Annotated in this window: 10 protein-coding genes and 1 tRNA gene; 10 read left to right on the plus strand and 1 reads right to left on the minus strand. The window is 68.9% G+C overall.

The features are described from left to right. Positions 1-120 precede the first annotated feature (120 nt). The 5 genes from fdhE (at position 121) to selD (ending at position 5,686) form a co-directional block, all read left to right on the plus strand. A complete protein-coding gene (gene fdhE, locus AB839_RS20400) occupies positions 121-1,104 on the plus strand; it encodes a formate dehydrogenase accessory protein FdhE (protein WP_061480717.1) in 984 nt (327 codons plus the stop codon). Between the two features lie 3 nt (positions 1,105-1,107). Further along, positions 1,108-2,532 (plus strand): L-seryl-tRNA(Sec) selenium transferase, encoded by a 1,425-nt coding sequence (gene selA / locus AB839_RS20405; protein ID WP_061480718.1) that lies wholly within the window; start codon positions 1,108-1,110, stop codon positions 2,530-2,532. After that, entirely contained in the window at positions 2,529-4,460 is a 1,932-nt protein-coding gene (gene selB, locus AB839_RS20410) for a selenocysteine-specific translation elongation factor (protein ID WP_061480725.1), read from the plus strand. The genes selA and selB overlap by 4 nt, the downstream gene beginning before the upstream one ends. Positions 4,461-4,484: 24 nt before the next feature. After that, positions 4,485-4,580, plus strand: a tRNA-Sec gene (locus AB839_RS20415). Positions 4,581-4,606: 26 nt separating this feature from the next. Further along, positions 4,607-5,686 carry a selenide, water dikinase SelD gene (gene selD, locus AB839_RS20420; RefSeq protein WP_061480719.1) on the plus strand — a complete coding sequence of 360 codons (1,080 nt, stop codon included), beginning with the start codon at positions 4,607-4,609 and terminating at the stop codon, positions 5,684-5,686. Between the two features lie 57 nt (positions 5,687-5,743). Here the strand turns inward: selD and AB839_RS20425 are convergent, their stop codons facing one another. Next, positions 5,744-6,604: a YicC/YloC family endoribonuclease gene (locus tag AB839_RS20425; protein ID WP_061480720.1), complete on the minus strand. Its 861-nt coding sequence runs from the start codon at positions 6,602-6,604 to the stop codon at positions 5,744-5,746. 125 nt (positions 6,605-6,729) lie between these two features. On the opposite strand from AB839_RS20425, the gene rph reads away from it, so the two are divergent. From rph to AB839_RS20450, 5 genes are all read left to right on the plus strand, one after another. Continuing rightward, positions 6,730-7,455: a ribonuclease PH gene (gene rph / locus AB839_RS20430; protein WP_061480721.1), complete on the plus strand. Its 726-nt coding sequence runs from the start codon at positions 6,730-6,732 to the stop codon at positions 7,453-7,455. Beyond that, complete coding sequence (locus tag AB839_RS20435; RefSeq protein ID WP_061480722.1) at positions 7,452-7,841, plus strand: VOC family protein; 390 nt, start codon at positions 7,452-7,454, stop codon at positions 7,839-7,841. Before rph ends, AB839_RS20435 begins: the two co-directional genes overlap by 4 nt. Beyond that, on the plus strand, positions 7,838-8,434 hold the full coding sequence (gene rdgB / locus AB839_RS20440) for an RdgB/HAM1 family non-canonical purine NTP pyrophosphatase (RefSeq protein WP_061480723.1): 597 nt from the start codon (positions 7,838-7,840) through the stop codon (positions 8,432-8,434). The genes AB839_RS20435 and rdgB overlap by 4 nt, the downstream gene beginning before the upstream one ends. A gap of 56 nt (positions 8,435-8,490) precedes the next feature. Next, positions 8,491-9,717, plus strand: a complete 1,227-nt coding sequence (gene hemW / locus AB839_RS20445; RefSeq protein ID WP_061480726.1) for a radical SAM family heme chaperone HemW — start codon at positions 8,491-8,493, stop codon at positions 9,715-9,717. A 201-nt stretch (positions 9,718-9,918) separates the two neighbouring features. Further along, on the plus strand, positions 9,919-11,426 hold a 1,508-nt coding region (locus tag AB839_RS20450; protein ID WP_061480724.1), incomplete at its 3' end, for a DUF1631 family protein.

Raw genomic sequence — 11,426 nt, forward strand, 5'->3', positions numbered from 1 at the left:
CAGATCCGTTTTCCTGTGGAAAACGGATCTGACCCCAACCATTTCAGATGGCCGGCAACACGCTGGACGCCAGCGCCGACAACAGCGAGGATGGAGCCTGGTTCTTCTGGCTGGCCCTGCATGGCGCAACGCATCCTTGAACCCGGTGAGATCGAGACGCTCGCCTCGCGCGATGTGCCGCGCATCATCCTGCCTGATACCGAGTCGCTGTTCGCCACACGCGCGGCACGCCTGCGCAGCCTCGCCGCGCACAGTGCCATCGGCGGCTACCTGCAGCTGCTGGCGGCGCTGGCCGATGCACAGCAGGCGCTGCTGGATGCGTTGACAGGGCAGCAACGCGAGGACCTGCAGGCACAGGCGCGTGCACAGCAGTCGAGCGCGGCGGCCGGCGCCGGCATGCCGTTGCGACCGGCCAACACACTGCAACTGGATGGGCGCTGGCACGACTGGCTGCGCACGCTGTGCCAGCACTGTGCCGACGAAACGGGCCTGCCGGTGGAAACCCGGCAGGAGCTGCAGCGCGTCGCGGCTGCTGATGATGCGTGGCTGGATGCACAGGCGCATGCGGTGCTGGAACGCGATGACGCGCCCTCGGTCGACGCCGTCGCTGCGCTGCTGGTGATGAACGCGCTGCAGGTGTACTGGGCGGTGCTCGCCGCCACCTTCCATCCGACCGACCTGAAGCCGCTGGCCGATGCACCGGGGCTGTGCCCGCTCTGTGGCACGCTGCCGGTGGCCAGCGTGGTGCAGGCGCGCCCGCCCTACGCCGCCTATCGCTACCTGTCGTGCTCGCTGTGTGCCTGCCAGTGGCATTACGTGCGCGTGCAGTGCAGCCAGTGCGGCGCCGCAGGCAAGGACATTGCCTATCGCGCCCTGGCCGATGTGGACGGTGACCGCGGCGAGGCGGTGCGCGAGAGTGCGGTGCGCGCCGAGACCTGCGACCACTGCCACAGCTATCGCAAGATCCTGTACCTGGAGAAAGATCCGTCACTGGAGCCGGTGGCCGATGACCTCGGCACGCTGGCGCTGGACCTGCTGCTGGCCGAGGAAGGCTATGCGCGCGCCAGCCAGAACCCGCTGCTGTGGCAATCCGACGGCGACTGACCTATGCCACGCTCGCACGCCACACCGGCATCGGCCGCCGCCCTGCCTTCGCTGGACCGGCTGCTGCGCCTGCCTGCGTTATCGGCCATGATCGAACGCCACGGCCGCAGCCGCATCACCCAACTGCTGCGCGCACACCTGCAGGAACTACGCGACCGTATCAGCGCCGCGCAGCTCTCGGCCGAACGCCTCGAACAGGCCATCAACGGCCCGTCGCTGGTCGCGGCGCTCGACGCCGCACTGGCGGCCGATGCACGGCTGGACCTGCAGCCGATCTTCAACCTGACCGGCACCGTGCTGCACACCAACCTGGGCCGCGCCCTGTTGCCCAATGTCGCCGTGCAGGCGGTCACCCGCGCAATGACAGCGCCGGTCGATCTGGAATTCGACATCACCCGCGGCCGCCGCGGCGACCGCGATGCACGGGTGCAGGCGCTGGTCTGCGAACTGACGGGCGCCGAAGCCGCCACCGTGGTCAACAACAATGCGGCGGCGGTCCTGCTGCTGCTCAACAGCCTGGCCAACCGCCGCGAGGTGGTCGTCTCGCGCGGCGAACTGGTGGAGATCGGCGGCGCCTTCCGCATTCCCGATGTGATGCGCAGCGCCGGCGCGCGACTGCTGGAAGTGGGCACCACCAACCGTACCCACCCGGCCGACTTCGCCCATGCCATCGGCGCCCGTACCGCGTTGCTGATGGAAGTGCATGCCAGCAACTACGCGATCACCGGTTTCACCGCCAAGGTCGACACTGCGGCAATGGCTGCGATCGCGCACGAGCACGGCCTGCCGCTGGTGGTGGACCTGGGCAGTGGCAGCCTGTGCGACCTGGCGGCCTTCGGCCTGCCGCACGAGCCCACCGTGCAGGAAGCACTGGCGGCCGGCGCCGATCTGGTTTCGTTCAGTGGCGACAAACTGCTGGGCGGCCCCCAGGCCGGGATCATCGCCGGCCGCGCCGACCTGATCGCGCGGATCAACCGCAACCCGCTCAAGCGGGCGCTGCGCATGGACAAGATGGGCCTGGCCGCACTGGAAGCCGTGCTGGCCCTGTACCGCGAACCGGAACTGCTGGCACTGCGGCTGCCGACCCTGCGCAGCCTTTCGCGCCTGCGGGATGACATCGACGAGCAGGCACACCGCCTGCTGCAGCCGATGCGCGCGTCGCTGGCCGCCGACTATGCGCTTGAACGGGCTTCGATGTACAGCCAGATCGGCAGCGGCGCGCAGCCACAGGCGCAGCTGGCCAGCGCCGGACTGCGCGTTACCAGCGCGCGCCGCGGCGGGCTGGATCGCTTGGCCAAGCGCTTGCGCCAGCTGCCGCGGCCGGTGCTGGGCCGCATTGCCGATGACGCGCTTTGGCTGGACCTGCGCTGCCTGGAACCCACCGACGAAGCCGCCTTCCTCGCGCAATGGAGCACGCTGCAGGCATGATCGTTGGCACCGCCGGGCATATCGACCATGGCAAGACCAGCCTGGTGCGCGCACTGACCGGCATCGAAACCGATCGCCTGCAGGAAGAACGCACACGCGGCATCTCCATCGAGCTGGGCTATGCCTATGTCCCGGTGGAGAACACAGGCGGAGGGAATGCCGAGGCGACGCTGGGTTTCGTCGATGTGCCGGGCCATGAACGCTTCGTGCATACGATGGTGGCCGGCGCCACCGGCATCGATGTCGCCCTGCTGGTGATCGCCGCCGACGACGGTGTGATGCCGCAGACCCGCGAGCACCTGGCAATCCTGCAGTTGCTGGGCGTGGATCGCGGTGCAGTCGCCCTGACCAAGATCGACCGCGTGGACGCCGCGCGCATCGCCCGGGTCGAGATCGAGATCGCCGCGCTGCTGGCCGGAACGCCGCTGCAGGATTCCCCCGTATTCGCCTGCAACAGCACCGTACCCGACGATGCTGGCATCAACGCGCTGCGTACCCAGCTGCACGCGTGGGCGTCGGACGACGCCAACACGCGCCAGGCCGAACTGCGCGGCGAGCTGTTCCGCATGCCGGTGGACCGCGTGTTCTCGCTGGCCGGCCACGGCACGCTGGTGACCGGCGCAGTGCACGGCGGCATCGCTGCCGTGGGTGAGCATCTGCAGCTGATGCCGGCCGCCACGGACGTGCGCGTACGCAGCATCCACGCGCAGAACCAGGCCAGCGAACACGCCATGGCCGGGCAGCGCTGCGCGTTGAACCTGGCTGCCATCGCCCGCGACGACATCCACCGTGGCGACTGGATCGCCGACCCGCGCGCCCTGCTGGCGACCCGTCGCGTCGACGTGCGCCTGCGGCTTTCCGCACTGGCCGCACCGTTGCGGGACTGGGCGCCGCTGCACATCCACTGGGGCACGATGCACCGGCAGGCCCATGTGGTGCTGCTGGAGGATGTCGATCACGGCGACGGACAGTTGGTGCAACTGGTGTTCGATGCACCGGTCTGCGCGATGTGCGGTGATCGATTCATCGCCCGTGATTCAGCGGCCATCCGCACGCTGGGTGGTGGCATCGTGCTCGATCCGGACCCACCACAGCGGCGCCGGCGCAGCCCGGCACGGCTCGCCTGGCTGGGCGCACTGGAGCAGCTGGCGGCAGGGGCAGGAATCGGCCCGCTGTTGCAGCAGGCTTCCTTCGGCATAGCCATGGCCGCCCTGCAACGCTACTGCCGGCGCGCGGCCGACCGGATCGATCTGCCTGCAGACACACGGCGCATCGTCACCCGCGAAGACACGGTGGTCATCCTTGCTTCGCACTGGCAGGCGCTTCGCGAACAGGTGACCATGTCGCTGCGCAGCTGGCACGAGCGACGTCCGGATGAACCCGGTGTTGATAGCGGGCGCCTGCAGCGCAGTACGCTGCCCGCGCTTGCAACGAGCCTGTGGAATGCTCTGCTGCAGGGCCTGCTGGACGACGGCAGCGTGCAGCGCGTGGGCGCCTGGTGGCGCCTGCCCGGCCATGACCATGCGCCGCCGGAACGCGAGCGACTTCTGCTGGAACGCGTGCTGCCGCAACTGCACGCCGGTCGCTTTGATCCACCGTGGGTGCGCACGCTGGCCACCGACGCCGGTCTGGCCGAAGACGAGGTCCGCGCCGTCCTGCGCCGCGCCACCGCGCGTGGCGAACTGTTCCAGGTGGTGCCGGACCTGTTCTATGCACCGGCCCGCATTGCCGAGCTGGCCGCGATCGTCGCGCAGCTGTCGCAGGCCACCGGCACGGTGGATGCGGCCACCTTCCGCGATGCCATCGGCCTGGGCCGCAAGCGCAGCATCCAGATCTTGGAGTTCTTCAACCGCGTTGGCTACACTCGACGCGTCGGTGACCAGCATCGGCCGCGCGGCGACCTGCAGTGGAACGCAGCCCGCGAATGAGCCCACCGGTGCCGCCGTACTTTCGGAAGGCATGCGCATCCGGGCATGCGGCTGGGCTTCAAACCCAGTAGGGGGCGTCGATCGTTCCCTGGTAGGTTCGACTCCTGCTGCCTTCCGCCATTGGTGTTTCCGCAGGAGATGTCGGCATGGCCACGCACGCGCAGTCCCCCGCCCCTTCAACGGCCGATGCCCCGCAACGACTGACTTCGCTGGCACACGGCGGCGGCTGCGGCTGCAAGATCGCGCCGGGCGTGCTGTCCGAACTGCTGCGGGGCGTGCCAGCGCTTCCGGCACCGGCCGAACTGCTGGTCGGCCGCGAGACCAGCGACGACGCCGCGGTGTACCGCCTCGATGATCGCCAGGCAATCGTCGCCACTACCGATTTCTTCATGCCGATTGTGGACGACCCGTTCGACTTCGGCCGCATCGCTGCCACCAACGCGCTGTCGGACCTGTATGCGATGGGGGCACGACCATTGTTCGCGCTGGCCATCGTCGGCATGCCGATCAACACGCTGCCGCAGGAGACCATCCGCGGCATCCTGCAGGGCGGCGAGCGTGCCTGCGCCGATGCCGGCATCGTGGTCGCTGGAGGCCACAGCATCGATTCGGTGGAACCCATCTATGGCCTGGCCGCGATCGGCGTGCTCGACCCGCAGCGGCTCAGGCGCAATGCCGATGCCCGCGCCGGCGATGTACTGGTGCTGGGCAAGCCGCTGGGCGTGGGCGTGTATTCGTCGGCGCTGAAGAAAGAAGTGCTGGATGCCGAGGGCTACCAGCAGATGATCGCGTCGACCACCCGCCTGAATACCGTGGGCGTGCCGCTGGCCGCGCTGGACGGTGTGCACGCGATGACCGACGTCACCGGTTTCGGCCTGCTCGGCCACCTGCTGGAAGTGTGCCGGGCCAGTGGCGTTGCCGCCGAAGTGGACAGCGCGCAGATCCCGCTGCTGCCGCAGGCCTTGGACCTGCTGCAGCGCGGCTGCGTAACCGGCGCCTCCAATCGCAACTGGGCCTCGTATGGTGCGGAGGTGCGTTTCGCCGATGGGTTGTCGGCACACTGGCAGCCGCTGCTGACCGACCCACAGACCAGCGGTGGGCTGCTGGTGTCCTGCGCCCCGGAGGCGGTGGATGCGGTGCTGGCCTGTTTCCACGACGCGGGGTTCGGCCAGGCGGCCGTGGTGGGGCGGCTGGCCGAAGGAGCGCCAGGCGTCAGCGTGCGCTGATGCGCTGAAACGACAAGGGCGCCCGAAGACGCCCCTGCTGTACCGCGGGATGCAGCATCACTCGATGTTCTGCACCTGTTCGCGGATCTGGTCGATCAGCACCTTCAGCTCCACCGCGGCATTGGACGTACGGCTGTCCACCGACTTCGAGCCCAGCGTATTGGCTTCGCGGTTGAACTCCTGCAGCAGGAAGTCCAGGCGGCGACCGACCGGCTCGCGCTGCTTGAGCACGCGGCGGATCTCGATGATGTGGCTGCCGAGGCGGTCCAGCTCCTCATCCACGTCCAGCTTCTGCAGCCACAGCACCAGCTCCTGTTCGGCACGACCAGGGTCGACCGGGTGCGGCAGGTCGGCCAGGCGGGCGGCCAGCTTGGCGCGCTGGCCGTCGCGAATGGCCGGAATCAGCGTGCGCACTTCAGTCGCGATGCGTTCGATGCCGTCCACGCGCTCGCTGATGGCGGCCGACAACTTGCCGCCTTCGCGCTCACGGGCCTCGACGAAGCCGTCCAGCACCTGGTCCAGCAGGGCCAGTGCCTCGGCCTGCAGGGCGGCGGCATCGGTGGCCTCGCCGCGGGTCACGCCGGGCAGCTGCAGCAGCTCGGTGAAGCTGACCTGCAGATTGGGGAAATCAGAGGTCAGCCGGTGCGCCAGGCGGCCCAGCTGGCCCAGCAGGGCCTCGTCCACCTGCAGGTTGGCCGCTGCCTCCGGTGCACGCAGGCGCATCACCAGATCCAGCTTGCCACGGCTCAGGCGTGCGGCGATGCGCTCGCGCAGCTGCGGTTCCAGCGCCCGCAGTTCTTCGGGCAGGCGGGTGCCGACCTCCAGGAAGCGGTGGTTGACCGAGCGCAGCTCGCAGCCCAGCGTGCCCCACGGGGTGACCCGCTCGCCGCCGGCATAGGCGGTCATGCTTCGAATCATGGAATGTGTCCGGTGCGTGCAAAGGGGGAATGGTACCCTAGCGCCCTCACCAGAGCCCCCTTGCCCGCCCCGTGAAGGCCGCGGGCGTGGCGGCGTACTCCCTCGCCATTACGGAACCCCGCACCATGTCCGATTCCCGCCCCAGCGGCCGCCAGCCCGACCAGCTCCGCGCGGTCGTCATCCAACGCGGCTTCACCCGCCACGCCGAAGGGTCGGTACTGGTGTGCTTCGGTGAAACCCGTGTGCTGTGCACCGCCAGCGTCGAGAACCGCGTGCCGGGCTTCCTGCGCGGCAAGGGCGAAGGCTGGGTGACTGCCGAGTACGGCATGCTGCCGCGCGCCACCCACACCCGCAGCGACCGCGAAGCAGCCCGTGGCAAGCAGGGCGGTCGCACGCTGGAGATCCAGCGCCTGATCGGCCGCAGCCTGCGCGCGTGCGTGGACCGCAACGCGCTGGGCGAGCGCACCATCACCTTGGACTGCGACGTGCTGCAGGCCGACGGTGGCACCCGCACCGCCGCCATCACCGGCGCCTACGTGGCCCTGGTCGATGCGGTGAACGTGCTGATGAAGCGTGGCGACATCAAGCGCAACCCGATCCTGGGCGCAGTGGCGGCGGTGTCGGTGGGCGTGTACCGCGGCACCCCGGTGCTGGACCTGGACTACGCCGAAGACAGCGACTGCGACACCGACATGAACGTGGTGATGAACGACGGTGGCGGCTTCATCGAACTGCAGGGCACCGCCGAAGGCCACGCCTTCCGTCGCGATGAACTGGACGCGCTGCTGGGCCTGGCCGAAAAGGGCGTGGCCGAGCTGCTGGCCGCGCAGCAGGCGGCGCTGTCGGCATGAACCGGCGCCTTGCCCTGACCACCCTTGTGGTGGCCGACTATGACGAAGCCATTGCCTGGTACACCGGCAAGCTCGGCTTCACGCTGCTGGAAGACATCGACCAGGGCCACAAGCGCTGGGTGGTGGTCGGCCCGACCGACGGCAGCGCCGCCGCCCTGTTGCTGGCCCGTGCCAGCGACGAGGCGCAGCGCAGCCGCATTGGCAACCAGACCGGTGGCCGCGTCGCCTTCTTCCTCAACACCGACGACTTCCACCGCGACCACGCGGCGATGCTGGCCGCCGGCGTCGAGTTCCTGGAAGCGCCGCGCGAAGAACCCTATGCAACGGTCGCGGTGTTCCGCGATCTGTATGGCAACACCTGGGACCTGCTGGAGCCCCGTCAATGAAGAAACTGGTACTGGCCAGCCACAACACCGGCAAGCTGGTGGAGATGCAGGAGATCCTCGCCGACCTGCCGCTGCAGATCACCTCGGCCGCCGAACTGGGCCTGGGCGACGTGGAAGAGACCGGCCTGACCTTCGTCGAGAATGCGCTGCTGAAGGCACGCGCGGCCTGCGAAGCGACCGGCCTGCCGGCACTGGCCGATGATTCGGGCCTGATCGTCGATGCACTCGGCGGCGCGCCCGGCCTGTACAGCGCGCGCTATGCCGGCCACCCGACCAACGCGGCGGCCAACAACGCCAAGCTGCTGGACGCGATGGCCGCAGTGCCCGACGGCCAGCGCAGCGCCCGCTTCTATGCGGTGATCGTGCTGCTGCGCCACGCCACCGACCCGCAGCCGTTGATCTGCGAAGGGCGCTGGGAAGGACAGATCATCCGCGAGCTGCGTGGCACGAATGGTTTTGGCTACAACCCGGTATTCCTGGACACCACTCACGGCCTGACCGCCGCGGAAATGGAGCCGGCACTGAAGAATGCAATCAGCCACCGTGCCATTGCCCTGCAGCAGCTCAAGCAGCAGCTGGCGACGCTGTACTGACGCCACCTGATCGAACCAGGGAAGCCGGCCAATGGCCGGCACTACCGATGAAGCCCATGCCGCACGCCCACGACCACTGCAACCACCTGCCCGGCGAAGCCTGCTCCGCTGCCCCCGACAGCCCGCCGCGGCTGGTGCCGCCACCGCTGTCGCTGTACGTGCACCTGCCGTGGTGCGTGCGCAAGTGCCCGTACTGCGATTTCAACTCGCACCAGGCCAAGGGTGAGCTGCCGTTCGATGGCTACATCGATGCACTGCTGCGCGATCTCGACCAGGACCTGCCGCTGGTCTGGGGCCGGGTGGTGCACAGCGTGTTCTTCGGCGGCGGTACGCCCAGCCTGTTCCCGCCGGAAGCGATCGACCGTTTCCTGCAGCAGGCCAGCGCGCGCCTGCGCTTTGCCCCCAACGCCGAAATCACCCTGGAAACCAACCCGGGCACCGCCGAGCATGGCCGCTTCGACCGCTACCGCGCGGCAGGCGTGAACCGCCTCAGCTTCGGCATCCAGAGTTTCGACGACGCCATGCTCAAGCGCCTGGGCCGCATCCACGACAGTGGCGAAGCCGAGCGCGCGGTGAAGATGGCGCAGGACGCGGGCTACGACAACTTCAACATCGACCTGATGTACGCGCTGCCGGAACAGACCCTGGCCGGTGCCGAGGCCGATCTGGAACGTGCATTTGCGCTGCAACCGGCCCATATCTCGCACTACCAGCTGACCCTGGAACCGAACACGGTGTTCTTCGCGCGTCCGCCGCAGGGCATTCCCGATGAAGACAATGCCTGGGACATGCAGGAGCACTGCCAGGCGCTGCTGGCGCAGGCCGGTTTCAGCCAGTACGAAGTCAGCGCCTACGCACGCCCCGGTCGGCAGAGTGCGCACAACCTGAACTACTGGCGTTTCGGCGATTACCTGGGCATCGGCGCTGGCGCGCACGGCAAGATCAGCTCGGGTGCCGAAGAACACGTGCTGCGCCGCTGGAAACTGAAGCATCCGCAGGCCTACCTGGACAGCGCGGGCACCCCGGCCTCGTTCGGTGGTGACGACGTGATCGCGCCGGAGCGGCTGCCGTTTGAGTACATGCTCAACCTGCTGCGCCTGCACGAAGGTTTCGGCCTGCGCGATTTCGAGTCGCGCACCGGGCTGCCGCGCAGCGTGCTGGACGCGCCCCTGGGCGAGGCCGTGCAGCGCGGCTGGCTGGACGTGGCGGAGGGCCATGTGCAGCCGACCGAGCTGGGCCGCCGGTTCACCAACGACGTGGTGAGCCTGTTCCTGGAGGACTAGACCTTCCGCCGTAGCGGGTAGCGCCGGCCGCTGGCCGGTACTCCGGTGGAGACAGCGTTGCCGGCCAGCGACCGGCACCACCGTTCATCCGTCGTCCCTCCCCAGCGGACGTGAGACACGTTCACCCTAAAGTAGCGCCGACTGCGGCCGACACGGTAGATTCACAAGATCGATCCGCGGGAATCCGGGTACCGCTCGCCGATGTCAGCTGTCTTTTCCATTACCTCTGCCGACAAAGCCCGCCTGGCCGCCAGCGACCTGCCACCGCGGGTGCGTGAGCTGCTGGGCGCGTTGATCGGCCTGTGCCGGCAAACGCTGGCCGCGCCGCTGATCCTGACCATCGAAGCGTTGGAGCAGACGCTGCTGCACGACGCGGATCGCGCGCGCAATCCGCAGCTGCAGGCGGAGCTGATGGCCCAGCGCGGCCAGTTGCATGCCTTCTCCGGTCATTTCGCTGACCGCATGCTTGATGCCGTGGCCGATGCGCTGATACGGCTGCGCGAACCCACGGCCCACTCCAGCACCGGTTCCACGCCGCCGCCGCTGCCCGGCATGCTCGGGCTGTCGCTGGTCGATGAGCATGAAGTGGACCGCGACCTGCTGCTGACCGAGATGGTGCGGCGGGAAACGCTGCGCTCGACCAACACGCTGAACCTGCTGGGCCAACGCCTGGGCGTACTGGCGGCAGCACCGGCCTTCGAGGCCGACACCCTGCCGCTGGCACCGCAGGCACTGTGCGCCATGCTGCGCCGGATTGCCGAACAGGATTCGCTCGCCGTCGACGTTCAGCTGGCGCTGTACCGCAGCTTCGAACGCCAGGTGCTGGAACGCCTGGGCGACATCCTCGACCGTGCCAATGCCCTGCTGGCCCAGCACGGCGTGCTGCCCGGCCTGGTCTATACCCCCTATCTGGCGCGTTCATCGAGCACCCGGCGGATCATCACCCAGTCGGTGGGCGGTGGTCGCACCACGCAGCCGGCAAAGCGTGCCGCCGCGCCACTGACCGGCTGGAACGGATCGGCACCGGCCGGCTCCTGGTCGAGCCTGGTGCAGGACGCTTTCCAGGATGACAGCACGGCCGGCGCGGCCTTGCCGGGCCTGACCACCTCCACGGGCAGCGCGCTGCATGCGCTGCTGCAGCAGGCACGCCATGCCAGCGCAGCACCTGCGGATCGCGATGCTGTGCCCAGCGCGGCCGTGGATGCGGTCCTCGCACGCCTGCAGGCGCAGTCCAGCGCCGCCACCGGCGTGGCGGACCTGCAGGCGGCCGTGGTGGCGCAACTGCGCAGCGAGCATGGCACGCAGGCCCAGCTGGGCAGCCACGACCGCGACAGCCTCGACCTGCTGCGCATGCTGATGCAGCAGGTGCAGCAGCAGCAGCGTCCGGACCCGGTGCCGGCCGCCCTGCTGGCGCGCCTGCAGGTACCGCTGGCACGTGCGGCAATGGCCGACCCCGGCTTCTTCGTGCGCGACGAGCACCCCGCGCGCGAACTGCTCAACCAGATTGCCGAAGTCGGCGCCAACTGGCTGGGCGACGATGACGTCGACCCGCAGTTGCTGCAGCGCATGGCGCAGAGCGTGCAGGGCCTGCTGGGCCAGGATGCGCGGGCGCCGGAGGCCTTCGCCAGCGCGAACGAGGACGTGCAGCAGCATCAGCGTGCCGCAGCGCATCGCGCCGAGTTGGCCGAACGCCGCCATGTCGAAGCTGC

It is taken from the genome of Stenotrophomonas sp. DDT-1 (assembly GCF_001580555.1).
GTDB lineage: Bacteria > Pseudomonadota > Gammaproteobacteria > Xanthomonadales > Xanthomonadaceae > Stenotrophomonas > Stenotrophomonas sepilia.

What these genes read in the sequence shown, in the direction of transcription:
- AB839_RS20435 (WP_061480722.1), top strand. Translation starts at nt 7,452, where the DNA reads ATGAACCGGCGCCTTGCCCTGACCACCCTTGTGGTGGCCGACTATGAC.
- AB839_RS20425 (WP_061480720.1), bottom strand. Translation starts at nt 6,604, where the DNA reads ATGATTCGAAGCATGACCGCCTATGCCGGCGGCGAGCGGGTCACCCCG.
- selB (WP_061480725.1), top strand. Translation starts at nt 2,529, where the DNA reads ATGATCGTTGGCACCGCCGGGCATATCGACCATGGCAAGACCAGCCTG.
- rph (WP_061480721.1), top strand. Translation starts at nt 6,730, where the DNA reads ATGTCCGATTCCCGCCCCAGCGGCCGCCAGCCCGACCAGCTCCGCGCG.
- hemW (WP_061480726.1), top strand. Translation starts at nt 8,491, where the DNA reads ATGCCGCACGCCCACGACCACTGCAACCACCTGCCCGGCGAAGCCTGC.
- selA (WP_061480718.1), top strand. Translation starts at nt 1,108, where the DNA reads ATGCCACGCTCGCACGCCACACCGGCATCGGCCGCCGCCCTGCCTTCG.
- selD (WP_061480719.1), top strand. Translation starts at nt 4,607, where the DNA reads ATGGCCACGCACGCGCAGTCCCCCGCCCCTTCAACGGCCGATGCCCCG.
- fdhE (WP_061480717.1), top strand. Translation starts at nt 121, where the DNA reads ATGGCGCAACGCATCCTTGAACCCGGTGAGATCGAGACGCTCGCCTCG.
- rdgB (WP_061480723.1), top strand. Translation starts at nt 7,838, where the DNA reads ATGAAGAAACTGGTACTGGCCAGCCACAACACCGGCAAGCTGGTGGAG.